This window comes from Paenibacillus terrae, assembly GCF_005217525.1.
Taxonomy (GTDB): Bacteria; Bacillota; Bacilli; order Paenibacillales; family Paenibacillaceae; genus Paenibacillus; species Paenibacillus terrae_C.
Map to the genome: position 1 here is coordinate 223,828 of NZ_PNXQ01000005.1, position 25,690 is coordinate 249,517.

A 25,690-nucleotide genomic window follows, 5' to 3' on the forward strand; every position below is an offset into this window, starting at 1 on the left:
TGATTTTAAAGTAAAAGGAGTACGAATGAAATGACGGATCATTTTGGGCAAATCCTTGATAGGCTGGGAGATATCGCAGAACGTCTGAGACAAAGCGGAATGCCTGACGTGGAATACAAGTCGACGGAGGGCATCTCCACAGTGGAGATAACTGCTCTGGAGGAACGGCTACAGATGACTTTGCCTGCCTCCCTGTCTGAACTGATCCAACGGTGCGGCAGCTTATATCTGTTATGGTCGCTTCCTCAACATTGCATTGTAGCTGATGTATCGAAACGTACAGGTGAATATAGCTTCACCTCTGATCACGGACTGAACATACTCGAAGATATCACGGGAGAGTTCGGCTGGAATCATGAGTATATTAGCTATTTCACATCCTATGGGGAAAATGCAGACTCACCAGCGACGACGGACGAACATCGGTATCTGATTTTCAACTACAACGGTGCTGGCGATCCAGTGTTACTCGATTTGGCTACATCCACTACCGAGCCTGCGGTGTTCTGCTATGATCACGAGCAGGATCGGTTGACCTTGCTTGCGGACAATCTGCCCGCCTATATAGACACCATCCTCACGTTGCACGGCCTATGGGTATGGGATTGGACGACAGTGATTGACGAGCATGGCATTCAGCTCACAAGTCACCCACTACAAATGTGGGTACGCTGGCTGGATGTGTTCTGCAATGTGAAGCTGGAGGATGCCCATTCACTTGAAGCTTTGATTAATTACACTACGATGCATGGCGTAGACAATCCCGCCATTTTGCAGACCTTTCAAGCATATGATCCGAAGGATATTTTCCTTGCCTGGGAGCAGCGCCTTCAGCATAGTCCTGTGAATTTCGCTATCTGGGGTGTTTTTATAGGAGAAACCGCTGGCGACGGGGCTGCTGATTGGGTCCGCTCCTTATGGCAGCCGGGCGCTGTGCAAACGTGGACTTCTTCCTTGGTTCCAAATAGCGGTTCTATTATAGCAGTTACATTTGTATCTACCCGTGCCTACCTGACCGCCCGTTGCCTGCCCAGGCATGAAGGCTTGGCATACGTGTGCAATAACCTGCTACAGCATTCGACGGGGGACGGTAAATTAGAAGGGTACACTGCTAACGGACAGCTACAGCATTTTCATTCACCACAGGTCATTGACTGGATGCGGGATAAGGTGAATCATCCAGTAGAAGGCTGGGCAACGCTCTTCGCCCACTCCCATCCTACAACTAAACAGTTGCTTGAATGGCTATCCGATGGCGAGCTTTATCAGAAAATCACAACCGAAGCATTGAATATCATGATTCAACGGGATCTTCTTCCTCCTCTGGAAGCAGACACTTGGGCTAACATCTCAGACCTGCTTCATGCTTCTTTGCAGCTTGTTATGCTCAAAAAAGATAAACGCCGTATTGAAGCAGTGCTGGAGCAGCTTTCTGATTTGGGGCTTTGCTAAGCCTTTTGGAGTCGCTGCATCAGCAGCTTAACCCCTTGAAAAAGGTATCTATAGTGAATGAAATTAATTCATCATTCAAATTTGCTGTTGGGAAATCAAAACTCAGGAGCAGGGAAGTCAAGCCGTGCAGCATGCTTCACTTGGCGAATATTCGATCTGATCCGCAATTTTGCGCATAGAAACTTCGGCATACCCTTTCAGATTCCAAAAAAATCCAGTATTGTAGCGCTTTCACTTGTCAAATTCCAATGAAGATGCTATCCTGCAAGTGGGATTGTTACTGAAAAGGCAAAACCCGAGTACATTAATGTACCCGGAGTTTGCCTTTTTTTTGATTTATATCGATGCAGCATTATACAGTCAACCATCCCAAGCATGTGTAAGCGCTTTAAAAAATGACACCAAAGGAGATCAATTTCATGCAAAGAAGACGTTTCGCCCTTGTTTTACTATCTTTCGTGTTCCTGCTCACGATCGTTTTCCCGTCCTCCAGCTCTGCCGCAGCATCCGATGTACCAGCACCACAGGCTACCCTGCTTACTCAGGTACAGCCTTTGGGTGAAGTCGTTTCTGCCGTTGTACTGAAATACAGCACCAATATTGACGGGGCATCCTTATCCACTTCCAGCTTTCAGGTACAATCTGTACTCAATGATGTATATACAGACAGAACCGTGACCGGTGTATATACCAATGATACTGGAGCTATTACCAACCGCAGTACTCATGGTAAATATGTCGTGATTGAGCTGGATAAGCAAGATAAAAATGCAAGTACCCTTACTTACGATGCAACGAGTGCAGTCAACCGCATCAACACGTTAAATTATTACATTAGTCAGAAGAAAGACATTGCAACTCAAAAGAAAGCAGTCATTCCTGCCTCTGCACAGACTGTAAAAGCAACCGATAAAGTTACACCTATCGTGGACGATTTTCAAAAAAACACCTTTGAAAATAAAGACGGCTTCAAGCTGAACTACTTTACGTTTGAGCCTAAAGTAGAGTCTGGCAAAACCTACCCGCTGGTTGTGTTCCTGCACGGAAACGGCGAGCGTGGTGACGGAAACGGAGTGAACCTGCTGGCAAATGCTGGTGCTGTTACTTGGGCTTCTCCTGAGCAGCAAGCCAAACACCCTTCCTTCGTAATCGCTCCACAAAGCCCGATTGATCTGGAACATAAATTCATTTGGGCGGATGAGCCGCGCAACAGCGCTGTAGCTGATCTGGTACGTGAAACGGCGTTAAAATATCCGATCGACACGAACCGAATCTATATCGTTGGTATTTCTCAAGGAGCTATGGGAACGTGGAGATTGTTGGAGAAAAATCTTGACTTGTTTGCCGCAGGTGTACCGATTGCCGGTTTGACCAACTATGAAAAAGCCGTTAACATGTATGCACCTGTTGATCCTAAACACGTCGAAGTATTGAAAAACGTTCCGATTTGGGCCTTCCATGCTGCAGACGACACTACGGTAAGTCCTAAAAACTCGCAAGAAATGGTAGCTGCTATTCAAGCGCAAAACGGAAATCTCATTCATTTTACTGAATATGAGGCAGGCATTATCAAACCTGTAGGACACTTCTCTTGGGTTCCCGCTTTGCAAAATCAGGATATGATTGAGTGGCTATTTGCGCAAAAGAAATAAAATGATGTTTGTATACCTCTAAAAATAAAGCGCCAGGCGGTTCGATACCCGTCTGGCGTTGTTTTGCTATCTAAAGAAGGCACCTGCCTTCCTGTGTACCACTATCAGGAGTGCAGGTGCCATATAAAATGAGGAGAACTGAAAAACTTGACACTGGTATTGCCATTTGCAGTAAAGTTGAACCTACTACCTCGCTCGCTTCGCAGCTTTGATTGTTCTCAAAACTCGTCTGCGAGTTACCTTGTTCGGGCTTCTAAGCTCGCATGCACCTAAAGGATATTAGTAAATATGTAGCTTGCGTATGGTGGAGTTTATTTCACCCTTTTACGCTTCTGTGTTACATTATATAAGTAAAGCGAGAACAAAAATTCGAATCAGAATTTACGTTCGCCATTTTTTCATAGTCCTTTATTCCGAACTAAATCAAAGTCTATATCTTCCCGACATGTATTCCATAACAGTTCGTCTGTAAGAAAACTTAATGCATCCATGTTGCGCAATCGTTCGACCAATTCAGTAATCACATCTATGTCCTCACGTTGTACATGCCTTGCAAGAGTGATGCCACCTGTATCGCCGTCAACATATAGATGGGAATGATGTCTTTCCTTTTTTACATGTCGAAGGGTAAGCACGCTATTGTCGATCATCATGACGTAACGGTCCTTGATCAGATAACCCTCAAAAAGCTCATACATATGCGGAAGATCGCAGGGACCAAGAATGAGACTTACTTTTTCAAAATTACTTTTGTTCATTAGAATTTAGCTCCCTCTTTATGAAATTAGAGTATTACCATTAGGGCAGACCTATTAACAATTCATTAAAAAAGATATTCATAAAAACAATAGTAAAACTTCTGAAGTGCATTTAATGTACTTTTATAATAATACTTCTGTAGTAAAACTTCAATGATTTTCGTGATTATTTTATTATAACGCGATCAAATTCATACTTTAGATACACAAGAGGAGAATTCAAATTATGGATGTTAAAAATAGATACCATTTTAAACTTGGCGACATCTTGGAAGAACTTGATATTACACGTAACAGACTGGCCGTAGAAGCGAAAATACGTCCGGCTACCGTCATTGACATGGTAAATGGAAAAACCAAAAGACTTGAACTGGAAACACTCGTCCACATGCTTGATGCTCTGAACAAATTTGCCCGCCAACGGAGATTTACACGAACTATTACTCTTGCTGATATCGTAGAATACATTCCTGAGGATGAAATTGAGAAGCATTGATTCTGTCTGTGATATTAATATCAAAGTAGACAAATATAAAAAAACAAAAAGGCACTGTCCCAATACAGTGTCTTTTTGCGAATACGTCAGATCGTTCTTAAACGGGCCCCGTAACCTCTTCTCTACATACAGCATCCTCAATCAGTCCACTTTGCCGCCTTCTACGACCAATTGGTCTGTGAAGCCTTCTCCGTAAACAGAGGTCAGTGTGTCCTTGTAGGCTTGATGGACAAAGTTTTCCTTGCCCAGCGTATCCAGCTCATTGTTGATCCAGTTCAGCAGCTCTTTATTTCCCTTCGCTACTGCGGGGGCAATGGTATCCTGGCCGCCAAAGGCCGGAATGGTTACGGTGAAGCCGGGGTTGGCTTTCGCCCAGGCGATCAGCTCTGTATTATCGTTAGCGATGGCAGCGCCACGTTTGTCTTTGAGGGCTGAGAAAATTTCCGTGTATTGATCGAATTTGAGCAACTTGATGTCAGGATAATTTTTAGTAAAATAGGTCTCAGCCGTCGTCCCTTTTGCGACAATCAGCTTCTGATCCGAATTTTTCAATTGATCAATTGTAGTGATCGGAGCGCTGTCCGGTGATACAATGCCAAAGGATAATTTCATGTATGGATTAGCAAAATCGACCTTTTCTTTGCGCTCGTCCGTCACGGTAAAGTTAGCCATGATGATGTCTACCTTGTTGGATTGCAAATAAGCGACCCGGCTGGCGGCATCCACCAGAACGAACTCTACCTTGGACTCATCGCCCAGAAGGTCCTTGGCAAATCGTTTCGCAATATATACGTCAAAGCCCTGATTTTTCCCTTCTGAATCCACGTAGCCAAACGGAGGCTTATCCGCGAAAACACCAATTCGGATTTTGCCGTTCTTTTTAATGTCTTCAATTGAAGCAAATTTTGCCGAGCCAGAACTGCCATTGGCATTGCCGCCTGCTCCCGCGCAGCCCGTCGATCCGATAAGCAGCAGGCTTACAGCAAGCAATAATGTCGTTAACTTCAACCCTTTTTTCATCGTATTCATCCCCCTGTTTATGTAGTTTCATACTGAAATATATCCAGAAAGTGCTGGGCACGCTCTGTTTCCGGTTGGGTAAAAAATTGCTGTGGTGTGGTCATTTCGCATATTTGTCCTTGATCCATAAACACGATGCGATCCCCCACCGACTTGGCGAATCCCATCTCATGCGTCACGATAATCATCGTCATCCCCTGTCGCGCCAGTTCTCGCATCACATCCAGCACCTCCCTGACCATTTCCGGGTCCAGGGATGCCGTGACTTCGTCAAAGAGCATAATTTCAGGGTTCATACACAATGCGCGTACAATCGCAATCCGCTGCTTTTGTCCGCCTGATAACTCTCTCGGATACGCATCCTTGCGATCCAACAGACCGACCCGTTCCAATAATTGCTCCGCTTGCTTGAGCGCTTCCTGCTTGTTTCTCCGCTGCACTTTAAGCGGGCCTAGCAATATATTTTCCAAGACGGTCATATGGGGAAACAGCTCATAGTTCTGGAATACCATCCCGATATGCTGCCGTATCTCCCGCCAATTCACTTTGTTGTCCGTAAGATCCTGTCCTCTATATCGGATTTCTCCGCCTTGGACTGGTTCCAGACCATTGAGGCACCGCAGAAGTGTGCTTTTTCCGCAGCCCGAAGGGCCAAGAACAACCACGACCTCCCCCTTCGTTACCTCCAGGTCAATCTGTTGGAGCACCTTTCGGTCACTGAAGCTTTTGTCCAGCCCTCGAATCTCCAGCAAAACCTCCACAGCCTCTGCCATTGCGCTCACCCCATCCTGCTAATTTTGCCATCTGCGTTCGAATCTTTTGGAAAGTCTGGACAACGGATAGCATACGAGAAAATATAGTATAAAAATAAAGCCGTACACCCAAAAGGATGCCGCTGGCGCTTTAATTACGCCAAGCTCAATAATCTGCTGTCCGACCTTTACCACCTCTACCACGCCAATCAGCACCACCAATGATGTTGTTTTGATCATCCGTGTTGCCAAATTAATAGAACCCGGCAGCATTCGGCGTACCGCCTGAGGAATGAGCACATGACGGTACAATTGTCCATACGTCAGACCGAGCGCTTGCCCGGATTCCACTTGATGCTTGGGCAACGATTCGAGCGCACCACGAACGATGTCACCGATCTCCGCCGCACCCCATAAGCTAAACACGATAATTGCCGTTAGCTCCCCGCTAATATTCACATTCAGCAAAGGCGTGAAGCCGAAGTACACGACATACAGCCAAACCAAAATCGGAATGATACGAAACGTCTCCAGATAAAACCGTAATACGAATCGAATCGGTCCCGACTTTAAAGTGCGCAATAACCCCATCACGATGCCCAGCACTGTGCCGATCACTATCGAAATAAATGCAATTTCCATCGTAACGAGTAATCCACCTAACAGACGCTCAAAATTGGAACCTTCAAAAAGCACATTAATTCCCGAATTCTGCATATCGCACCTTCCTTTCCACCCATGTCAGCAGCATCGACAAAGGCAAAAGCAGGATAAGATAAGCCAGCACCAGCAAAATCAGCGATTCCGCCGTTTTGTAGTACATGCCGATCAGGTCTTTTGCCACATTCATAATATCTAGCAAAGCAATGGCGCCAACAATGGAGGTTTCCTTGAGCAGAAAAATTGCATTCGCACCCAACGATGGAACACTGATAGCAAAGGCCTGTGGCAAAATAACATACCGCGCCAGTTGCACCTTGGACAGTCCCAAGCTAAGCCCGGATTCCGTCTGAGTTTTACTTACCGCTTCAATTCCGCCACGGAACGCCTCTGCCATATACCCTCCGCCCAAAAAGGTCATACCGACGATGGCACAAGTCATTTCACTCATATGCAGACCTATTTTGGTAAAGCCATAATACAGAAAATACAGTTGTACCAGCAATGGTGTATTGCGGGAAAGCTCGATATACGCTGTAATAATGCCGCTAATTCCCTTCACCTTGTAATACAACACAATACTGCACAACAAACCGACGATCAGCGAAAAGAGGATGGCCCAAAAAGCAATCTTCAATGTAAGCCACATCGCCTCACCATACAGTGGTAAGCTCTCTACGATAAACTCCCAGTCTAGATTCATATGTACATACCTTTCAATTTTCGATTAATCCTATGTATTTTGTAAGTTTAATAACAATGATTGTATTCCAGCCCAATTATTACGTCAATACTTTGACAAAAATTTGTCATATTTATCTATGATTTAGGAAGAAAACCTTTATTTCATTTCAGAAATGCATGCAAAAAAGCCTGAAATGGTTAAATTCCATTCCAGGCTTTGATTTATTCTATACGATTTATCACACCAGTGGCTCCGTAACTACAGGACCGCCGAGCTTTTCCACAATCAAGCGGCTTTCCTCATTTAGTCCCCGTAGAGTAATCAATTTACCGGACTTCGTGTACTTTTGCAACACCTTTCCAATAGCAGTTACCGCAGAATGATCCCAAATATGCGATTGGCTGAAATCCACCACCACGCGTTTCGGATCATCCGAAGGTTCAAAATGATCGACAAAATGAGTCGTCGAAGCGAAAAACATCGGACCGCTAACATGGTACACCTTTTCATCGTCGTCTTCTGTCGCGCTGATGCGGATTTTAGCCATTTTCCAGCCAAAATGCAGGGCACTCAGCAGCACACCCACAATAACACCCTTGGACAAATCATGCGTAGCCACCACAATAACGACCGTTGTAACCATAATAAATGTGTCCGCCTTGGGAACCTTGGCGATATTTCGGAGCGAATTCCAGTCCACTGTCCCGATACACACCATAAACATAACTCCCACCAGTGCGCCCATCGGTACTTCCTTCACAACCTCGCCGAGCACCAGCAGCAGAAAGGCCAGAAACACCCCTGCCGTGAAGGTGGACAAACGCCCTCTGCCTCCCGAGCTAACATTAATAACGGATTGTCCGATCATGGCACAGCCACCCATACCGCCGAAAAAACCATTTACAAAGTTGGCAATTCCTTGCCCACGGGCTTCCCGGTTTTTATTGCTTTTCGTTTCGGTCATTTCATCCAAAATACTGGCTGTCAGCAGTGATTCCAGCAGTCCCACCAGCGCCATCGTAAAGGAATATGGCAGCAAAATCCACAAGGTATGCAACGACCACTCAATCTGCGGCAAATGAAATGAAGGCAGTGAGCTGGTCAGCGTGCCGATATCGCCTACGGTTTTGACATTTAACCCGAACGCATACGTGATGATCGTCATGATGACGATTGCCGTCAATGGAGCGGGAATGCTTTTCACAAACTTCGGCAAAATATACACAATGAGCAATGTAGCCGCCACCATCGCGTACATGATCCAATTGGCTCCGTGAAAGTGAGTGAGCTGCGCCATAAAGACGAGGATCGCCAGCGCATTCACAAACCCGGTCATAACCGGTTGGGAAATAAAGCTTATAAAGCGCCCTATTTTCAAAACACCCAGCAGCACCTGAATAATACCTGCCAAAATAGTAGCCGCAAACAGATATTCCACGCCATGATCCTTCACCAAACCGACGACCAATACCGCTACAGCCCCGGTTGCTGCCGAGATCATCGCCGGACGTCCGCCTGCAAAAGAAATAACAATTGCCATTGAGATGGAGGCGTACAGTCCGACCATCGGATTGACACCGGCAATGATCGAGAAGGCAATCGCCTCCGGGATCAGCGCCAGCGCCACGGTCATGCCCGCAAGTATATCGGCCCGGATATTACCGAACCATTGTTGTCTAAGATTCATACAGTATCTTTCCAGCCTCCTATATTAAAAGAGAACAGCGTGTTGGCTCGCAGCCCGGTGTCGTTCCGGGTCTCCGTCCAGCGGCCAATCGCATAGGCTCTCCTATGATTCAGTTCGTTTCTCTCACACGAACCCGCCCGTTACATTCAGTCCATCATTATAACGTAAGGAGTTCGCAGAAACGAGTCAGGTAAGAGGCTGTTTAGAAAAAGAAAATAGACGTTTCCTTGGAATATCGCCTGTTTTCTTCGTTTGATTCGTTTTCTTATATTTAAAATTTTCGCAATTCCTGTACAAGCTCCATTAGGGAGTCAGAGTTATCCGCTTCGGAGCTATGCTGGAGCATGCTCTCAAAGTCAGGCAATGCACGCTTCAATAAACGGTGGCTATAATCGTAATGTATCTAAAATCTTCCCGATTTAAAAATAGAATACAGTAAAAAGGCAACCATTAAGAGAGCGACGACAAAGCCAATCTCAATCGCAGGCACATTCCACAGCACAGTCGCCTGATGATTCAGCGATGAACCGATAATCAGGCCGACCATAATAATGCTGAACGCCAGCAGTACGATGCTGAACGACAGGCGATTGCTGATTTGATCCAGCCTGCGCAAGAGCATTTCCAGCTCCGGCACGGTGACCTCCAGCTTGAGCTTGCCTTTGCTGATAATCGAAGCCAGATGCCTTGCCTGCCCTGGGAGCTCCATCAGCGTCTCCACCAGTTCGGTCGCACCGCCCAGCAGCTTGCCCCGGATACGACGGCCGCTAAAGCGCTCCTTTAACAGCTTGTTGCCAAAAGGCTCCGCCAGAGCAAGAATGCTAAGATCAGGGTCGAGATGCTCAATGACCCCTTCCAGCGTCAACAGCGACTTGCCGAGCAGCAAGACATCTGAAGGCAGTCCGATCCGGTGCCGCTGTGCTGCGCCGAACAGGTCGTTCAGGGCATCCCCGATGCTGACCTGCGAGAACGGAACGTCCGAGTAATCTTCGCGCATCTTATCCAGATCGGCACGCAGCGCGTTCATATCGGTATCTGGCTCAACCAGCCCCAGCCGTTCGATTGCCCGAACCATGGCATCGGTATTTTTGCGCATCAGCGCAATAATGAGCGAGGCCAGATGATTCTTCATCTCTTCGCTCAGCCGTCCGGTCATGCCGAAGTCCAAATAAGCAAGACTGCCATTTTTCAGGACAAGCAAATTTCCCGGATGAGGATCGGCGTGAAAAAAACCTTCAATAAATATTTGATGCAGCATACTGTTTACCAGCCGCTGCGCCAGATCCTTCAAATCATATCCACGACGTAATAGCTCTTCGCGATTGCCCAGATGGGTACCATCCAAAAACTCCATGGTTAACACACGTGAAGAGGTATGGTCCCAATATATTTTCGGAATTTGGATATGCGGGTCCTGCTCGAACTGGAGCGAGATTTTCTCCGTATTGCGGGCTTCATGGTTGTAATCCAGTTCCTGAATGAGCGATCTGCCCAGCTCCTCCACCATCTGGCTAAGCTGATAGCGTCCCACCCATTCCCAGCGTTTGACTGCTATTGCAGTCAGCTCCCGCAAAATATCCAGATCCCGACGAATGATGCGGTTCACGCCGGGGCGTTGGATTTTAATGGCGACCAGTTCTCCGCTGTGCAGCTTACCCAGATGCACCTGACCAATGGAAGCAGCAGCCAGCGGAACATCGTCAAAACGGATCATAATATCCTCCAATGACGTGTCCAGCTCCTGTTCCAAAATGCCGCGTGCTGTTTCAGAGGAAAAAGGCGGCACCTGATCCTGAAGCTTGACCAGCTCACGGATAATCGGCTCCGGCAGCAGGTCTGTGCGCGTGCTTGCCAACTGTCCAAGCTTAATGAACGCAGGCCCCAAATCCTCCAGCACTAGCCGAATCCGTTCGCCCAGCGTTTTGGACTCTGGCGTTTCTCTCATCAGCCACTTACGGGGCAGCGATAATAGCTGGAACAGGCCCATTTCCTCCACCATATAGCCAAAGCCATGACGCGCCAGCGCCATGGCAATTTCCCGGTAACGACCGGCGTGCTTTATACGAACCGCCATTTTAATCCAGTCGGTTCCCTTCTTCAGCATCGCTCGAACCCGTAAGCGCCGCCTTTTCTTTTTCCAGCTCCGCTACCTGTTTTTCCAGGGATGCCACACGTTGCTCCAAACTTGCGACATCATTTTCGGTAGGTACGTCCAGTTCCTGCAAAATGCGGCTAACCTGCTCACGGATCACCGTTTTGAATTGTCCCTGTTCCTCTGCGCCCCGTTCGATCAGACGATCGACCAGCGCTTTGGATTCCGATGGTGCAAGTTCTCCCCGGTTTACAAGATCCTCGACGGCTTTTTCCACCTTTTCTTTGCTGACAATGGTGAGGCCCCATCCCAATGAGATGGCTTTTTTGAACAAATCGCTCATGATATATCCTCCCCTACCTGTGATTTCCTATAGTATAACCCGAAAAGGGGAACCGCATAAAGTCCGCAGCTCCCCTTCCCTAGTTAGAAGACATCAGTTATACTAGCCCGGCAAGCGTCCCGCCCACTTGGCAGCCTGAAGAATCAACTTTCGATACCCTTCATGCTGGAAGCTTGGCTGATTGTGTCCAGGCATCAAATAGACAACCCGACCCAAGCCATAGGACAGCGACCATGCTGCCGGGCACCATTGGCCCTCGTATTCGTATTCCATCAACAGTGTTTTTTCAGTAAACGGATCAAAATCAAACCGATACGGCTCCTCCTCAATCTCAAACGGTTCAATCCCCTCCATAATCGGGTGGTCCGGCTCCGTCACCTTGAAGGACAACTGACCCGCAGCAGGATGCCGCAAAAAACGCGCCCCCATGAGCTGTGCAATTTCATATCGGCCTTGCAACGTAATTCCGTTGTGTAGCACGAGCAGTCCTCCCCCGCCACTGACGTAGGACAGCAACCCTGCTGTTTGTTGGGGAGACAGAACCTCCTTGCGGCTATCGCAGTAAGAGATGCACAAATCAAAAGAGGCCAGGTTTTCCTTGAGCAGCATTTTACGATTTTCACTGCATTGTACCGTCATCCAATCCTGTAAAATATGGCTGATCTCTCCGTCCACCCCTTGTAGCGGGTGAAACTCCGGATACGTATAATCTCCTAACAACAATGCTTTTCTTCTTTCCATGATGAATCCTCCTTGCCTAATCTGTATATAAGGACTTTAAAGGCGATGTCCCGTGTCATTTGTTCTTAATTTGTGTGGTTTCTGGGCTCAAAAATTCCAACTAGCCCTCACCCGTTGCGCATAACACCGCCATCATCATCCGAGCTACGGCATATATAAATAATTCTACAGGCGGGCTATTAAATCCTTTAGCAGAAGATTATAGCATATATATTCGATCGGAATAAACACATTCAAAAATTTATATGCGTGAGCACTGGCGAATTCATCGGTTTATGGTATACTCGTAAGAAAAAAAGCGTGTTCATGTGTTTTCTAAAAAAGGCTGGATCGCTTTTTAGTAAGAAGTTTATGCTTGCGGTTATAGAATTGTTAAGCTCTTCTTAAAACTTATACATTCTATGAATCTTAAAAACCGGGGAGGTTGCATGAATGAAGAGGACTGGAATGACCCGGCCTTTGGACAGCTTGGGACGAATTGTGCTTCCTAAAGAGTTGCGCATGACGATGGAGATTGACATCGGCGATCCATTAGAGTTTTTTATCGAAGACCAGACACTCATGCTCCGTAAGTACAAATCAACCAATTGCATATTTTGCGGTGCGGTCGATACAAACACTTATTTTAAAGACCAGTTTATATGCGACGAATGTGCAGCAGCGATGAAAACGGAAGATTTGCTTCCGGTCACGGTGGCAGAAACCAATTTGGCCCCAATCAAGCAAAATATGCATATGAAAAAGATTTATCAGCGTACAGATGTTATTCTGGAAAAAATGCGAGAGCTTATGGAAGAGCATCCAGCATCCTCACAAAAACAACTTGCTTCTATGCTAGGCGTGAGTCAGGGAAGGATTTCCCAGTTGAAGAAGCTCATGTGAGCGAATCACCATAAAGGAATGAATACGCTTCCATGTCATGTAAGGTTGATTCTTGTCTAAGTTTAGAAAGGCTGGACCCTTGTCAGCAAGGGTCCAGCCTTTTTTGCGTACCTATGAAGTTGTTCTTCTATCCTGTTAGGAACTACAGTTGCGATGGTTGCCAGATGGCAGATTACTGACCGTATGCCCTACACTTTTCCACCCAGCGTGCTGCCGCCTTGGGAAGAGAGGCAAGGTGAATATGCGTGTAGGCTGCCAATAGGTTACCCTTCGCATAGCCTTCGCTCTGGAGCCCGCGCATCCCCTTGGTTTGATAGGCATAAGGGTACGGGCAGGCCGATTCATCATAGGCCATCACGGAATAATGAAACTCATGTCCCCGAATGTTCTCACCGGCTTCCAGCAGCAAGCAATCCTGTAATGCAGTTGCTTCCCGATATCCGAGCGCGGCCCGCTTTTCCTGCATTCGCACATCGGACGGTATTACCCCCGCCATGACATGTACGGTACCGGAACGATCTGTAAGCGTGCGCGCCAGTACCATGTAACCACCACATTCGGCGAATACAGGCATATCCCGGCTCACCGCGTTGCGGATATCTTCCAAAAAGCCCGTATTCGCAGCGATATCTGCAGCGAACTCTTCAGGGAAACCACCGCCCAGGTATAGGCCGCTTGCCTGCTCAAGTACACGTTCTCCCGCCAGCGGACTGAAAAAGGAAAGTACCGCTCCCGACTGACGCAGCAAATCCAAATTTTCCGGGTAGTAAAAGTTGAACGCCGCATCTCTGGCAACGGCAATGATCGGACGTTCTCCAATATCAGCTTGTGTCTCCGACGAAAGCCGATCCGAGGCAAATAGCTGCTGCGCTGGCAAAGACAACGGCGGAGCCGAGTCCGCCAGTGCCCGCAGCGCGACCAAATCCGTGCCTGTGCGGATTAGCTCTGCTGCCCGTTGAAAAAGCGGCTCCAGCTCGCCGCGTTCGACAGCCGGGACCAAGCCCAGATGACGCTCGGGGATGTCCAGCCCATCGTCGCGTTGGAGCCAGCCGAGCACGGGGAGACCACACTCCTGCTCGATTGCCTTTTTGACGATGCCGTAATGCCCTTGGCTTCCGCAGCGGTTCACGATCACACCCGCAATGCGCAGCTTCGGCTCCAGACGCTGGAAGCCAAGTACAATAGCGGCCGCGCTTCGTGCCATACTGCGTACGTCAACGACCAGCAGCACAGGGCTATCCGTCAGCATGGCGATTTCGGCGGTGGACCCGGTGTTGCTGAGCGGGTCCTTGCCGTCATACAGCCCCATGACGCCTTCGATCACGGAAATATCCGCACCCTCGGAGGCGCGGATAAAGGTTTCACGCACCGTATCCGGCGAGGTCATCCATGAGTCGAGATTACGCGAAGGCGTTCCGGTCGCGGCGGTATGATAGGTCGGATCAATATAATCCGGCCCGCACTTAAAGCCCTGCACCCGCAGGCCGCTATCGGCAAAAGCTTTCATCAGCCCAAGGGTAACGGTCGTCTTGCCCGCCCCGCTGCCCGTTCCAGCCACGACGATACGGCTTCTGTGTGTACCAGCGGCCTGATCGGTCCGTACATCCTGCTTATTGTGGTCAGTCATAAGCTACCCGTGCTACGGAAATGGTCATGTTGCCGCTTTTTTTCTTCTCCAGCAGCCAATGGTCTGCACCAGAGGACAAGAGGGCTGAAGGCTCACTAACGCCATACGCTCCTGTGTACTTGAAGACCGTTTCCGATGGATTGGGAAGCTTCACAGTGTTTAGCTCTGATGGCGTGTACGTCACCAGCTCCCAGCCGTATTTGGCGCAAAGGGCAAGCAAGCCCTCTTCATCCTTTTTCAGATCAATGGTCGCAATATTGCGGACGCTTTTTACAGACAAGCGAAGCTCATTCAAGGTGTCCAGCACGCCAGCCGCCAGTTCCTCCACAGCAGTCCCCCGATTACAGCCGATGCCGAGCACCAGACTTTTCGGACGATACAGCACGCCATTAGCCAGAAACCGTTCCTCTTCCTCAGTCTCCAGCAGACGATCGCTAACGACCAATGCGGCATTGAACGGCTCTTGTGAAGCTTCTGCCATCGAACCATATACCTTGATATGGGCAGGCACAGGCTTGTCATAACGCCACCAGTTCCGTTCGCCTGTCTCTTGCACGAGCGCCACAGGCTCCTCATTCACAACAGCCGCACTCACCGGAGTTGCCTTGTCGAAGCTATCGACCACCCAACCCAATTCCCGACCGAACATGTCCACCGGAATCGTGCCCTGCACATCCGATGCAGTCGTAATTACCGGGCGTGCGCCGAGTACAGAAGCCACATGACGGGTCAGTTCATTGGCACCGCCCAAATGCCCCGACAGTACGCTAATGACATGCTCCCCGCGATCATCAATCACGACCACCGCCGGGTCTACCTTTTTATCCACCAAAATCGGCGCAATCATACGGACGACCGCACCGAGGGAAATAAATAAAATAATACCGTTATATTGCTTAAATAAATCCGGCAAAATCAGCTTGACCGAGCCTTCGAACAATTGAATACCGTACTCCTGCTCATCGCCCCGTTCAAACTTGGACATGTAATACACATCCGTTCCCGGAAAGCTGGCTCCTAAATGACGAACCATCTCTACTCCGTGCTTCGTGATCGCCACAGCGGCAAATGGATTACTCACCAGGCTTCACTCCCTTCCGGTAGCCGTGGGTGAACGACTTATCATACAGCTTGGAACGATGCGCGTCCTTGTCCACCAGCCCCGGATCGAGCGCCCAGCCTGCCAAAATCATCGCATGCATCGTAATTCCCGCTGCGTGCAGATCGGCAGGCAACTGAGCAAGCGTCGTGCGCACGATCTTTTGGTCCGGCCAGGTTGCACGTTGTACAACCGCTACAGGTGTGTCCTCGCTCCAGCCAGCCGCCAGAAACTCGACAACGACCTTCTTCGCCAACGTTGCACTAAGGAACAACGCCACTGTACAGTGATGGGATGCCAAGTCGCGCAGCTTTTCCCGATCCGGAACAGGTGTGCGGCCTTCGGCACGCGTCAGGATGACGGTCTGCGTCAGATCAGGCACAGTCAGCTCTGCGCCAAGCACGGCAGCAGAAGCAAAGACCGAGCTGACACCCGGCACGATTTCGTAAGCAACTCCGCGCTGCTTCAGCAGCACCATTTGTTCCAAAATCGCGCCGTACACTGCCGGGTCCCCCGTATGTACACGAGCTACACTGCGTCCAGCCTGCACAGCCTCGCTCATAATTTCGACCTGCCGCTCCAGATCCATGCCTGAGCTTTGCAGCACCTGCGCCTCCGGCTTGGCCGTGGCGATCAGCTCGTCGTTCACAAGTGAATCCGTGTACAGAACAACGTCGGCTGTACGCAAAATCCGGGAGCCCTTGACGGTAATCAGTTCCGGGTCGCCGGGACCCGCTCCTACGATATATACTTTCGGCTCCAAACTCATTTGCTCACCACCATCAGACTCAAATATTCAAGCTCCTGTCCACGCAGCTCGCGCGCGTTACGCCATACCATTTCATAAGGAGAAGTGACCTTGGTAATGACAGACGCACGATCCCCCAGATTCAGTTCATCCAGCACATCCAAAATCAGATCCAGCACCTTGGCAACCTTGATGAACACGACCGTATCGTGATTTTCAATTGCTCGCTTCATCGCTTCTTTATCATGGGTAGCGGGAATAATACCGACCTGCTGATCTCCGTCTGCCAAAGGCAACTCCAGGGCTGCTGCTGCTCCTAACACGGAAGAAATGCCCGGAATAGATACAATCGGCACCTCGGGATGAAGCTCCTTCATAAGACGCGCCAAGTGAATAAAGGTACTGTACAGATTCGGGTCCCCCTCGGTGACAAAGGCTACATCCTTGCCTTGACTCAAAGCCTCCCAGCAGGCCACCACCGTTTTGTTCCACTCCCGTTCCAATACAACCGAGTCCTTGGTCATCGGGAAAATGAGCCCCAGCATCTCTTTTTCCTCCGGGTTTACGTACAGCTCCACGATTTCATGGGCATACGATTTGCCTCCCCGACGTTTTTTCGGATAAGCCACAACTGCGCATTCCTGAAGCATACGGTACGCCTTGACCGTAATCAGCTCGGGATCACCCGGCCCCACGCCTACGCCGTAAAGTGTTCCTGTTGCCGCCGTATTCATGCTGTCTCTCCCCCTCTTGATCTACCAAACTACTCCCCTGCTGCCTCGTCAGCCGCTTCCACCGACGGCCGCCCTGTAATAACATATATCGGATTTAGTCCATCAAAACGCGTCATATTCAAAATCGGCTTGCTACGCGCTGTTTGCAGTAACGTCACCGAGGTTTCCAGCCCCGCTTCTTGCATCGCCTTCATGCCGTCATGCAGCGTCTCAATCGTTGCGGCATTCACTACAATTCGTCCATCCGTACGCAGACGGGAAGCGCACAGCCGAATCAGCTCCGCCAGCTCTCCCCCGCTCCCGCCGATAAACACCGCATCCGGGTCTGGCAGCTCTTCCAGTCCGGCAGGCGCTTTGGCGTGAATGACCGGAAAATCGGTGCGGAATTTGATCTTGTTCGCTTCCACATTGGCGAGATCGCCTTCATTCTTCTCAATGGCAAACACTTGCCCGTACTTCGCCAGCCGTGCACACTCCACAGCTACAGAGCCGGACCCTGCGCCAATGTCCCATACAATGCTTCGCTCTGTCAGACGCAGCTCGGACAGGCTGAACACGCGCACTTCACGCTTCGTAATCAGCCCTTTTTCCGGCTTGCGCTGGTGAAATTCCGCATCCTCAAAACCAAATCCCCGACGAATCGCAAGCACGTCCGCACCCTTACGGCGGCGCAAAATAACCACATTCAGTGGTTGGAACGTTCCCTGCGCCATCTCTTCCAGCGTATAATGCCGATACGTCTCATCCGGTCCGCCCAAATGCTCGCCAACAAAGGCATCATATTCCGTCATGCCGTAATGCAGCAGATAGGCAGCGACTGCGGCGGGATGATTCCGGTCGTCCGTCAGCAGCGCGACCTTATGCTGTCCGTCGATCCGCTGTGCCAGTCCGGTTATCGGACGGCCATGTATGCTTTCCAGCACCGCATCCTGCCAGCTCTCTCCCAGACGTGCAAATGCCAACTGAACCGAGCTGAGATGCGGCAAAATATCCAGATGCTCAGCCCCCAGCTTGGCGGACAAATACCCTGCGATGCCAAAAAAAAGCGGATCGCCTGACGCAAGCACGACAATATCCTTGTCCTCACGCAAACGTCCCAATTCTTCCACCACGGTGGAGAAGCCGCTCTTTAATGTTCGTTTTTCCCCTGCGGCTGTCTTGAAAAAGGCCAGTTGGCGCTCTCCGCCAACCAGCACGTCCGCGCGCTCGATTCGCTCCAGCGTCTCCTGCGACAGACCTGCCGCTCCATTTTCACCGATACCAATGACACGGATCACTCTACTCACCGACTCTCGCCCTCCCCAGCACATTCCCTTTCATCGTTACCAGTACCATTTCTACGACGATTCCACCATCTGCATGCTCCAGACAATGCTGACATCCATAGGTGCACAGCTTTTCAAAAAAGCTCAGCGCATTCGCCTCGGTCATCATATCCGCCACCTGAGTAGCTGTATTTGCCTCGGCCACCGCTGCTGCAAGCGACTCGTCCACACCCGCTTCACGCGCGACCTCCGCCAAAAAGCCAAAATCCACCGGGGCGCTCTTGGAATGAACCATCATGACACCTTGAGCGACCTTCGACAGCTTGCCGGGCATACCGACGAGAATAATTTTCTTCATTCCCAATCGTTTTCCATGCTTGATCGCAAAGCCGACAAAATCGCCCATCTGAATAAAAGCTTCTTCCGTGAGCTGATCGTACATTTGCATTGCATATTTTTCACTGCTGCCGCCTGTGGTTAGGACAATTTCCTTGCAATCCATCGCTTGCGCAACCGATATGGCCTGCACGACACTCGCTTTATAAGCTGATGTGGAAAATGGAACCACCACACCTCGCGTACCCAGTATGGAGATACCCCCAAGAATACCAAGCCGCCCATTCAGCGTCTTCTTGGCGATTTCTTCGCCGTCCGGCACGCTGATAACGACACGGACACCTTTGGCCGATCCATGCTCCTCAAGCACGCCTGTGACGGCCTCCGTAATCATTCGACGCGGCACAGGATTGATCGCTGCTTCACCGACAGGCACTGGCAGACCGGGCTTCGTCACCCGGCCCACGCCGATGCCGCCGTCGAGTTCAATGCCCGGCTCCTCCCGCCAACTGACGGACGCGATAATTCTCGCCTGATGCGTCGCATCCGGGTCATCGCCGCCGTCCTTGATCGTCGTGCAGGAAGCCTCGTCCGCGTTCAGCACAGGCTCGATCAGTTCGAACGCATGATCGAAGCCCGCTGGCAGCGATATGACCGCTTCCTTCGGCGGAATGCCCGTGATGAGCAGTTGCACCGCTCCCTTGGCAACCGCAGCCGCGCAGGCTCCAGTTGTAAAGCCTGACCGCATCGGCTTGTCCGGCGCGGGAGCTTCACCGCTTTTCATCCGTTTGGGCCTGTCGGCGGACGCCGCTTCCTTTTCCATACCCATTCCTCCTTAACCTCTCATGCTGTTCATGTTCCAATTCATTTCATGATACAGCAAACGGGCAACCGCATCTAGCGGACAGCCATTAAGGAGATTGCATTCAATGCCGCCACGACGATGGTACTGCCGCCCTTGCGTCCAATGTTCGTAATGAACGGAATATCCAGCTTGCGCAGCTCGTCCTTCGATTCTGCCGCCGATACGAAACCGACTGGCATCCCGATAATCAGGCCGGGCTTGGCCGCTCCTTCTTTCACCAGACGAATCAGCTCCAGCAGGGCTGTCGGCGCATTTCCAATCGCATAAATACCGCCTTCGCCTGCCTGAATCGCTTTGCGCATCGAAATAATGGCGCGAGTCGTATTCAGCCTTTTCGCTTCCTCCATCACGTCCGGGTCGGAAATGTAGACATGCACATCTCCGCCAAACTGACGGATACGATCCTTGCTCAGTCCCGCCTGAATCATTTGCACGTCCGCAACGACCTGCTGCCCTGCGCGAATGGCCGCAACTCCAGCTTCAATCGCTTTCGGATGAAATACCATGCTGCGGCCCAGCTCAAAATCAGCAGACGCGTGAATAACACGCTGTACCACTGGATATTGCGCTTCTGTAAAAGGATGCTCTCCCAGCTCCTCGGTGATCATCTCGAAGCTTTTACCCTCAATCTCCTGCGGCTGCACCGTTAACGGTTTAAAATCTGTTTTAAAATCCATCGTTTCGACCACTCCTTTATGGAAAATTAGTTTTGAACATTCAAAGTTACCGACTGGGCCACCACACAGTGGGATGGTACTTCCCATCGCCACCGCTGCGCTTGCACAACACCATTCAGACTACTCCGTTTTGATGTGAATTTTTAAAATTCAGCTTATATACGTATTTTAAGATGACTATATTTTAAATACACGCCAGAAAAAGCTCTGGATTTATCGGATTGACTGGGCTGTTAATTACCCGATCGACCAGATTCACAGGATCACAGTTCAGATCGAAGGGTCCACTTTGGTTGTACGCAGTGCGTCGATCACTCCGTTGAAATGATCAAATACGGTGCCAAATTCCACTTCTGGTCTGGAAATCAAAATCACATGAATGCCCAGCTCCAGCGCAGATTGAACCTTTTCATCCACCGCTCCCGTGCGTCCGCTTTCCTTGGTCACCATCACTGTCGTGCTGAAGTGCTTGTACAATGCTTCGTTCATCTCGCGGGAAAAAGGTCCCTGCATGGCGATAATATTTTTTTGCTCCATGCCTAGCTCGCCGCATTTCTCCATATTGTCCAGACGTGGGAGCATACGTGCAACCAAACGAATCTCCGGGTCTTCGAGCAAATGCTTGGTGAACGTGCCGAGCGTCTTGCTGCCTGTGGTAAGCATGATAGAGCCTTTAAGCTGCTTCGCTTCCAATGCGGCTTCCTCATAGGAGGGTACGATGTGAAGCAACGGATGATTGTCATACACCAGCCCTGCCCGCTCGTAGCGAACATAAGGAACCCCGGACTCGCGTGCGGCTGTCATGGCATTCGCATGAGCTTCTTCTGCAAAAGGATGACTAGCATCAACGATGGCCTGTACTCCCTGTTCCTTAACCACTGCTGCCATTTCATCGGCTGTCATTCGACCTGTGCGTACGTCCAGACCTACTTCGGACAAGCTGTTTGCCGCGCTCTCTGTTACGACGGAGGCCAATACTTTGAAACCATTGTCCCGGATTTGCAGCGCCAATTCCCGAGCATCGCTCGTTCCACATAGCATGAAAATCATGAGCCACTCACCTGCCCGCTACCTGAAATCCCGTTTCCGTTCACAACAGACGGCGTATGTGCATGATCGTGGTGATGATCATGATGGTGATCGTGGTCATGTCCGTGATCATGGTCGTGGTGATGATGGTGATGCTCCTGCGCCTCCAGACGGAACTGGCAGTTATCGCAATTGGCCATAACCTTGCCGACTAAACCTTCATTGGCACGCTCCAGCACAAGCTCAACCAATTGCGGATGGAAACCAAAGTACCCTCCAATTTCCACTTGCAAATCAGGATGGGCCTCGGCAAATTCCTCTGTCATTTCTCCAATGCGCTTAATCAGCACACCTGTGAACAGAAAGTATGGAAGCACGATGATTTTTTTGGCCCCCAGGCGCAGGCAGCGTTCCAAGCCATCTGGAAAAGAAGGCTGAGTCACACCGATAAAGCTGCTCTCCACCCACGTATACGGAAGTTTTTCCCACAGCATACGGGTAATTTTGAAAAAGTCGCTGTTCGCATCCGGATCGCTGCTTCCGCGTCCCAGCACCAGCACAGCCGTTTCTTCGTCCGTCACCTCGGCAGAAGACTGCGCATCGCTATCCATACCCGCTGGAACCGCAACCGGACGGGCCTCTTTCAAGCGGCTTTGCAGAATGCTGACAATTTTTTCGTGAACGCCAATCGGACGTCCATATACAAATTCAACCTGAGGATACTTAGCCTTCGCACGATCAATCGCCATCGGAATATCAATTTTGGCATGTCCCGCTGCGAACAAAATAATCGGAACAAGCACGACCCGCGTCGCCCCTCGCTCCACACATGTCTGCACACCTTCAGCAATGCTGGGCCGTGTCAGCTCCAAAAAACAGGTTTCCACACACATATCCGGCACCCGATCTGCCACCGCCTGTGCAAATTCCAGCAACTCCCGGTTTCCCTCCGGGTCCCGACTCCCATGTCCAACCAACAATATTGCATTCACTGCTATATTTTCCTCCTCATCAATAGGTACAATCTACCAATATGACCTATTTTATCTATATGCATGCATCTATAAAAACAGGCTTTCTAGCCTATTAATCACCGCAGATGGCATTCACTTCTACTGTTGCAGGTGCATCTTCATGCCGAAAACCTGCCACAACGCCCACACGTTTGAAAAATTTATGAAAACGCTCGTTTGGATGCCCTTTTTCCTTATATTCAGCAATGACATTCTCAACGATATCCGTAATCTGATCCCCCGGAATGCCCTCTGCCACAGGTTGTGCAGCATGAGCGTTACGGCCAAATTTTTTGCCGCCTAGAAACAAATCGTATCCTCCCTTGCGGTACACAATCCCGATATCTTCCAGCACCGCTCCATAGCAGGCCATACCGCAGCCGTTCAAAGCAATGCTCGTTTCCTTAGGTGCCTGCAATCCGCCCAGTACAACCTGTAGATGCTCCGCCACAGGCACAGCGTCATCCTTCTCCATATTGCAGAAGTCGCACGCCTTCACCTTAAACACATCGCCTATCGGCATCACGATGAATCGTTCATCCCGTAGCCGCCCTACCAGCTCCTCCGGGTCCGCGCACGGCACGCGCAGCACGATCTGGTGATCCGGCGTATACTCCAGCTCGCCTTCATCACCCGCTACCTCCGCGAGCAGCGCCATCTGGCGAGCGGTGAACTTCTTGTTTCCCACGCCGGGGGAAACGCCCACCTCAAACAACGCAGGCTTGCCAAAGCTGCCTATCGCTGTCCCGGCCGTAGCTGCCGTTCCGGCGGCGCTCACGGCGGGCGCTTGCCCGTTCCAGCGCGCGCTGGCTTCGCCCGGCAGCTTGCCGCCCGCAGCGAGGCGGCTCAGCGCCTCCGCTGCCAGCGATGCCGGGGCCGCACCGGCTTGCGCCGCAGGCGCGGCCTGCACGGCAGCCACCGCTTGCGGGCGTGCCTGCGTTGCCACCGCAGCAGCACCGCTCGCGGAAGGCGCGGTCCCGCCAGCTCCCGCAGGGGCTGGTACTGCGGGAGCTGCGCCTGCCTGCGACGCATTAAGCGCGCGATCCTCTTGCGCGCCCAGCGACCACGGCTCCGCTTCCGTACGGAGCCGCTGATGCGGCTTGAGCGCCTGCTCGGACGCATCCAGCGTATACTTGCGCTGATACCCACGCGGCGTCACGATCAGACCGTCATACACCATCGTCGAGGAATTACCGATGATGACGGTCGTCAGCATACCGATATCATGGTTCAGCATGTCCTCCAGCGTCGTCACTACGACTTGCTGACGGTCACGGTAAGCACTCTTGACCAGCCCGACCGGAGTCTGCGGATCACGGTAACGCAGCAAGATGGACTGCGTCTCAACAATCTGGCGTGTACGCCGACCACTGCGCGGGTTGTACAGTGCAATGACAAAATCCGCCGAAGCAGCCGCTTCTACGCGCTTCACAATCGTTTCCCAAGGGGTCAAATGGTCACTCAGACTGATCGTGCATGCATCATGCATGACGGGCGCACCCAACAGCGAAGCACAGGACTGAATCGCCGATATTCCCGGCACAACTTCTACCTCAACCCCGTCCTCACGACGCCAGCCCTTTTGCATCAGCACTTCGTACACCAGCCCGGCCATACCATATACGCCTGCATCTCCACTGGAAATGACGGCTACCTTCTTGCCCATCTCCGCCTGTCGAACCGCCTCCTGTGCACGGCTCACTTCCTCCGTCATGCCTGTGCGTACAATCTCCTGTCCATTCAACAACGGACGGATCAGATCCACATAGGTGTTGTAGCCGATAATGACCTCACTCTCGGCCAGCGCATCCAGCGCCCGTTTTGTGATATGTTCCATATCCCCCGGTCCGAATCCAATCACGAGCAATTTTCCTAATGGGTCCATCGTTATCCTCCTTCTTAAATCTAGGCTATGTCTTCCACACTTCTATCTATTTCACTTATATATGGACATCCTGTAACTCAAAAAACCCATCCTGCCCGGATGGGTTTCCTATGTACGCATCGTATTATCAGACAACACAACATTAAGAAGACACTTCTTGTCTTCCGCCATCGTGCCGTTGCTTTCCATCTGCCTGTTCACGCTTGAAACGCTTCTGCACGTTCAGATCCACGCAAACCTGTAACCAACATGGAAAAAGCAGCGTGCGCCTAATTTCCTGATTTCGTACACCCATCCTCTCCGCGAAGGTTAACGGTGCATACAGATCAAGGTAGGTCTCCTGGCTCGGCATCAACAGATTTTTTCGTCTTCCCCGGTTTCTCACGAGTGACATCTGAAAAAATCCTCTTCCTTACAGTGGCGGGACCGCTCGGGACTTGCACCCGATTCCCTGTTACCCTTCGCTATCACAAAGGCACCTTGTCTGTCCGCTATTTGATTATGGGTCTTATCATAACCTTGCCTCAATCAGTTGCGCAAGCATGAAAAACGCTTTATTTCAAGTTCTCCGCCTTATTTTTTAGCATATGCAACAATTCGTCCGGGTCCGCAGAGATACTCAGCAGCGTTGGATGGTCAACTCCGGTAAAGCCCTCCTGCACACTATGACGCACCATTTCCGCCAACGGGTCAAAATATCCGTTCACATTCAGCAGCCCGATAGGCTTGCGATGAATGCCGATTTGCGCCCAGCACAGTACCTCAAATAGCTCCTCAAAGGTTCCCAATCCGCCTGGAAGGGCAATAAATGCGTCAGCCTTTTCGCTCATCACCGCTTTGCGTTCATGCATGCTCGCCACCTCAATAAATTCGGTAACTCCCCGGTGAATAATCTCTGCATCGAATAACAGGGTCGGCATAATCCCGGTGACCTGACCGCCCCCTGCCAGCATCGCATCCGCGACTTCGCCCATCAGCCCCTTGCTGGAGCCTCCATAGATTAAACGGACATGGTGTCTCACCATAGCCTCTCCAAGCTTACCTGCCTCCTGAAGATATACCGATGAATGTCCGGGTCTGGACCCGGCAAAGACACAAATGGAATTCATAACGTCTCAGCTCCTGTTCTGGTATCCGCATCGAGGCTTTTTCATTATATTAAATAAATATTTTCGCTATAACAAAAACTTCT

General features: G+C 50.4%; 24 protein-coding genes, 1 pseudogene and 1 riboswitch. Of the genes and pseudogenes, 4 read left to right on the plus strand and 21 right to left on the minus strand.

The window, feature by feature from the left end:
- Window positions 1-30: 30 nt before the first annotated feature.
- Entirely contained in the window at window positions 31-1,452 is a 1,422-nt protein-coding gene (locus tag C1I60_RS04230) for an SMI1/KNR4 family protein (protein WP_137060626.1), read from the plus strand.
- A 419-nt stretch (window positions 1,453-1,871) separates the two neighbouring features.
- Window positions 1,872-3,104: a PHB depolymerase family esterase gene (locus C1I60_RS04240; protein WP_137060627.1), complete on the plus strand. Its 1,233-nt coding sequence runs from the start codon at window positions 1,872-1,874 to the stop codon at window positions 3,102-3,104.
- A 186-nt stretch (window positions 3,105-3,290) separates the two neighbouring features.
- Here the strand turns inward: C1I60_RS04240 and C1I60_RS26265 are convergent.
- Both C1I60_RS26265 and C1I60_RS04245 read right to left on the minus strand, forming a co-directional pair.
- Window positions 3,291-3,359, minus strand: a pseudogene (locus C1I60_RS26265) (putative metal homeostasis protein); the annotation flags it as partial.
- Window positions 3,360-3,502: 143 nt separating this feature from the next.
- A complete protein-coding gene (locus tag C1I60_RS04245) occupies window positions 3,503-3,862 on the minus strand; it encodes a hypothetical protein (RefSeq protein WP_137060628.1) in 360 nt (119 codons plus the stop codon).
- 226 nt (window positions 3,863-4,088) lie between these two features.
- On the opposite strand from C1I60_RS04245, the gene C1I60_RS04250 reads away from it, so the two are divergent.
- Window positions 4,089-4,358, plus strand: a complete 270-nt coding sequence (locus tag C1I60_RS04250) for a helix-turn-helix domain-containing protein (RefSeq protein WP_137060629.1) — start codon at window positions 4,089-4,091, stop codon at window positions 4,356-4,358.
- A gap of 141 nt (window positions 4,359-4,499) precedes the next feature.
- Here C1I60_RS04250 and C1I60_RS04255 read toward each other — a convergent pair whose 3' ends face one another.
- The 8 genes from C1I60_RS04255 to C1I60_RS04290 all read right to left on the minus strand — a co-directional run bounded on the left by C1I60_RS04255 (window position 4,500) and on the right by C1I60_RS04290 (window position 12,338).
- Window positions 4,500-5,378: a cysteine ABC transporter substrate-binding protein gene (locus C1I60_RS04255; RefSeq protein ID WP_137060630.1), complete on the minus strand. Its 879-nt coding sequence runs from the start codon at window positions 5,376-5,378 to the stop codon at window positions 4,500-4,502.
- A gap of 17 nt (window positions 5,379-5,395) precedes the next feature.
- The gene (locus C1I60_RS04260; RefSeq protein WP_137060631.1) at window positions 5,396-6,151 is read right to left on the minus strand and encodes an amino acid ABC transporter ATP-binding protein; all 756 of its coding nucleotides are present in this window, start codon (window positions 6,149-6,151) and stop codon (window positions 5,396-5,398) included.
- Between the two features lie 18 nt (window positions 6,152-6,169).
- Window positions 6,170-6,847 carry an amino acid ABC transporter permease gene (locus C1I60_RS04265; RefSeq protein WP_025683078.1) on the minus strand — a complete coding sequence of 226 codons (678 nt, stop codon included), beginning with the start codon at window positions 6,845-6,847 and terminating at the stop codon, window positions 6,170-6,172.
- Entirely contained in the window at window positions 6,828-7,493 is a 666-nt protein-coding gene (locus tag C1I60_RS04270) for an amino acid ABC transporter permease (protein ID WP_137060632.1), read from the minus strand. Before C1I60_RS04270 ends, C1I60_RS04265 begins: the two co-directional genes overlap by 20 nt.
- 220 nt (window positions 7,494-7,713) lie before the next feature.
- A complete protein-coding gene (locus C1I60_RS04275; RefSeq protein WP_137060633.1) occupies window positions 7,714-9,162 on the minus strand; it encodes a SulP family inorganic anion transporter in 1,449 nt (482 codons plus the stop codon).
- Between the two features lie 403 nt (window positions 9,163-9,565).
- On the minus strand, window positions 9,566-11,236 hold the full coding sequence (locus C1I60_RS04280) for an ABC1 kinase family protein (protein WP_137060997.1): 1,671 nt from the start codon (window positions 11,234-11,236) through the stop codon (window positions 9,566-9,568).
- Between the two features lies 1 nt (window position 11,237).
- Window positions 11,238-11,597 carry a phasin family protein gene (locus tag C1I60_RS04285; RefSeq protein WP_137060634.1) on the minus strand — a complete coding sequence of 120 codons (360 nt, stop codon included), beginning with the start codon at window positions 11,595-11,597 and terminating at the stop codon, window positions 11,238-11,240.
- Window positions 11,598-11,699: 102 nt separating this feature from the next.
- Window positions 11,700-12,338 carry a ThuA domain-containing protein gene (locus C1I60_RS04290; RefSeq protein WP_137060635.1) on the minus strand — a complete coding sequence of 213 codons (639 nt, stop codon included), beginning with the start codon at window positions 12,336-12,338 and terminating at the stop codon, window positions 11,700-11,702.
- 432 nt (window positions 12,339-12,770) lie between these two features.
- On the opposite strand from C1I60_RS04290, the gene C1I60_RS04295 reads away from it, so the two are divergent.
- The gene (locus tag C1I60_RS04295; RefSeq protein WP_137060636.1) at window positions 12,771-13,220 is read left to right on the plus strand and encodes an AbrB/MazE/SpoVT family DNA-binding domain-containing protein; all 450 of its coding nucleotides are present in this window, start codon (window positions 12,771-12,773) and stop codon (window positions 13,218-13,220) included.
- A gap of 172 nt (window positions 13,221-13,392) precedes the next feature.
- Here the strand turns inward: C1I60_RS04295 and C1I60_RS04300 are convergent, their stop codons facing one another.
- The 11 genes from C1I60_RS04300 to C1I60_RS04350 form a co-directional block, all read right to left on the minus strand.
- A complete protein-coding gene (locus C1I60_RS04300) occupies window positions 13,393-14,847 on the minus strand; it encodes a cobyrinic acid a,c-diamide synthase CobB (protein WP_137060637.1) in 1,455 nt (484 codons plus the stop codon).
- On the minus strand, window positions 14,840-15,928 hold the full coding sequence (locus tag C1I60_RS04305) for a cobalt-precorrin 5A hydrolase (protein ID WP_137060638.1): 1,089 nt from the start codon (window positions 15,926-15,928) through the stop codon (window positions 14,840-14,842). The genes C1I60_RS04300 and C1I60_RS04305 overlap by 8 nt, the downstream gene beginning before the upstream one ends.
- Complete coding sequence (cobM, locus tag C1I60_RS04310) at window positions 15,921-16,715, minus strand: precorrin-4 C(11)-methyltransferase (RefSeq protein WP_137060639.1); 795 nt, start codon at window positions 16,713-16,715, stop codon at window positions 15,921-15,923. The genes C1I60_RS04305 and cobM overlap by 8 nt, the downstream gene beginning before the upstream one ends.
- A complete protein-coding gene (cobI, locus tag C1I60_RS04315) occupies window positions 16,712-17,428 on the minus strand; it encodes a precorrin-2 C(20)-methyltransferase (protein ID WP_137060640.1) in 717 nt (238 codons plus the stop codon). The genes cobM and cobI overlap by 4 nt, the downstream gene beginning before the upstream one ends.
- Window positions 17,429-17,457: 29 nt before the next feature.
- Entirely contained in the window at window positions 17,458-18,714 is a 1,257-nt protein-coding gene (gene cbiE / locus C1I60_RS04320; protein ID WP_137060641.1) for a precorrin-6y C5,15-methyltransferase (decarboxylating) subunit CbiE, read from the minus strand.
- The gene (locus tag C1I60_RS04325) at window positions 18,707-19,852 is read right to left on the minus strand and encodes a cobalt-precorrin-5B (C(1))-methyltransferase (protein ID WP_137060642.1); all 1,146 of its coding nucleotides are present in this window, start codon (window positions 19,850-19,852) and stop codon (window positions 18,707-18,709) included. The genes cbiE and C1I60_RS04325 overlap by 8 nt, the downstream gene beginning before the upstream one ends.
- Before the next feature lie 74 nt (window positions 19,853-19,926).
- Window positions 19,927-20,571, minus strand: coding sequence for a precorrin-8X methylmutase (locus C1I60_RS04330; RefSeq protein ID WP_014278561.1), 645 nt, complete (start codon window positions 20,569-20,571; stop codon window positions 19,927-19,929).
- Between the two features lie 270 nt (window positions 20,572-20,841).
- Window positions 20,842-21,621: a precorrin-6A reductase gene (cobK, locus tag C1I60_RS04335; RefSeq protein ID WP_137060643.1), complete on the minus strand. Its 780-nt coding sequence runs from the start codon at window positions 21,619-21,621 to the stop codon at window positions 20,842-20,844.
- Complete coding sequence (locus tag C1I60_RS04340; RefSeq protein WP_137060644.1) at window positions 21,618-22,592, minus strand: sirohydrochlorin chelatase; 975 nt, start codon at window positions 22,590-22,592, stop codon at window positions 21,618-21,620. The genes cobK and C1I60_RS04340 overlap by 4 nt, the downstream gene beginning before the upstream one ends.
- A 94-nt stretch (window positions 22,593-22,686) precedes the next feature.
- Window positions 22,687-24,498: a precorrin-3B C(17)-methyltransferase gene (gene cobJ / locus C1I60_RS04345; protein ID WP_137060645.1), complete on the minus strand. Its 1,812-nt coding sequence runs from the start codon at window positions 24,496-24,498 to the stop codon at window positions 22,687-22,689.
- A gap of 313 nt (window positions 24,499-24,811) precedes the next feature.
- Window positions 24,812-24,995: riboswitch (cobalamin riboswitch) on the minus strand.
- Between the two features lie 57 nt (window positions 24,996-25,052).
- Window positions 25,053-25,607 (minus strand): LOG family protein, encoded by a 555-nt coding sequence (locus C1I60_RS04350; RefSeq protein WP_137060646.1) that lies wholly within the window; start codon window positions 25,605-25,607, stop codon window positions 25,053-25,055.
- Between the last annotated feature and the right edge of the window lie 83 nt (window positions 25,608-25,690).

Coding starts and splice junctions, on each gene's coding strand:
- cobK (WP_137060643.1), bottom strand. CDS start 21,621: ATGATTTTCATGCTATGTGGAACGAGCGATGCTCGGGAATTGGCGCTG.
- C1I60_RS04295 (WP_137060636.1), top strand. CDS start 12,771: ATGAAGAGGACTGGAATGACCCGGCCTTTGGACAGCTTGGGACGAATT.
- C1I60_RS04275 (WP_137060633.1), bottom strand. CDS start 9,162: ATGAATCTTAGACAACAATGGTTCGGTAATATCCGGGCCGATATACTT.
- C1I60_RS04325 (WP_137060642.1), bottom strand. CDS start 19,852: ATGGAAAAGGAAGCGGCGTCCGCCGACAGGCCCAAACGGATGAAAAGC.
- C1I60_RS04265 (WP_025683078.1), bottom strand. CDS start 6,847: ATGCAGAATTCGGGAATTAATGTGCTTTTTGAAGGTTCCAATTTTGAG.
- C1I60_RS04300 (WP_137060637.1), bottom strand. CDS start 14,847: ATGACTGACCACAATAAGCAGGATGTACGGACCGATCAGGCCGCTGGT.
- C1I60_RS04330 (WP_014278561.1), bottom strand. CDS start 20,571: ATGGATTTTAAAACAGATTTTAAACCGTTAACGGTGCAGCCGCAGGAG.
- C1I60_RS04350 (WP_137060646.1), bottom strand. CDS start 25,607: ATGAATTCCATTTGTGTCTTTGCCGGGTCCAGACCCGGACATTCATCG.
- C1I60_RS04230 (WP_137060626.1), top strand. CDS start 31: ATGACGGATCATTTTGGGCAAATCCTTGATAGGCTGGGAGATATCGCA.
- C1I60_RS04285 (WP_137060634.1), bottom strand. CDS start 11,597: ATGAGCGATTTGTTCAAAAAAGCCATCTCATTGGGATGGGGCCTCACC.
- cobJ (WP_137060645.1), bottom strand. CDS start 24,498: ATGGACCCATTAGGAAAATTGCTCGTGATTGGATTCGGACCGGGGGAT.
- cobI (WP_137060640.1), bottom strand. CDS start 17,428: ATGAATACGGCGGCAACAGGAACACTTTACGGCGTAGGCGTGGGGCCG.
- C1I60_RS04250 (WP_137060629.1), top strand. CDS start 4,089: ATGGATGTTAAAAATAGATACCATTTTAAACTTGGCGACATCTTGGAA.
- C1I60_RS04255 (WP_137060630.1), bottom strand. CDS start 5,378: ATGAAAAAAGGGTTGAAGTTAACGACATTATTGCTTGCTGTAAGCCTG.
- C1I60_RS04270 (WP_137060632.1), bottom strand. CDS start 7,493: ATGAATCTAGACTGGGAGTTTATCGTAGAGAGCTTACCACTGTATGGT.
- cobM (WP_137060639.1), bottom strand. CDS start 16,715: ATGAGTTTGGAGCCGAAAGTATATATCGTAGGAGCGGGTCCCGGCGAC.
- C1I60_RS04240 (WP_137060627.1), top strand. CDS start 1,872: ATGCAAAGAAGACGTTTCGCCCTTGTTTTACTATCTTTCGTGTTCCTG.
- C1I60_RS04280 (WP_137060997.1), bottom strand. CDS start 11,236: ATGGCGGTTCGTATAAAGCACGCCGGTCGTTACCGGGAAATTGCCATG.
- C1I60_RS04245 (WP_137060628.1), bottom strand. CDS start 3,862: ATGAACAAAAGTAATTTTGAAAAAGTAAGTCTCATTCTTGGTCCCTGC.
- C1I60_RS04260 (WP_137060631.1), bottom strand. CDS start 6,151: ATGGCAGAGGCTGTGGAGGTTTTGCTGGAGATTCGAGGGCTGGACAAA.
- C1I60_RS04290 (WP_137060635.1), bottom strand. CDS start 12,338: ATGGAAAGAAGAAAAGCATTGTTGTTAGGAGATTATACGTATCCGGAG.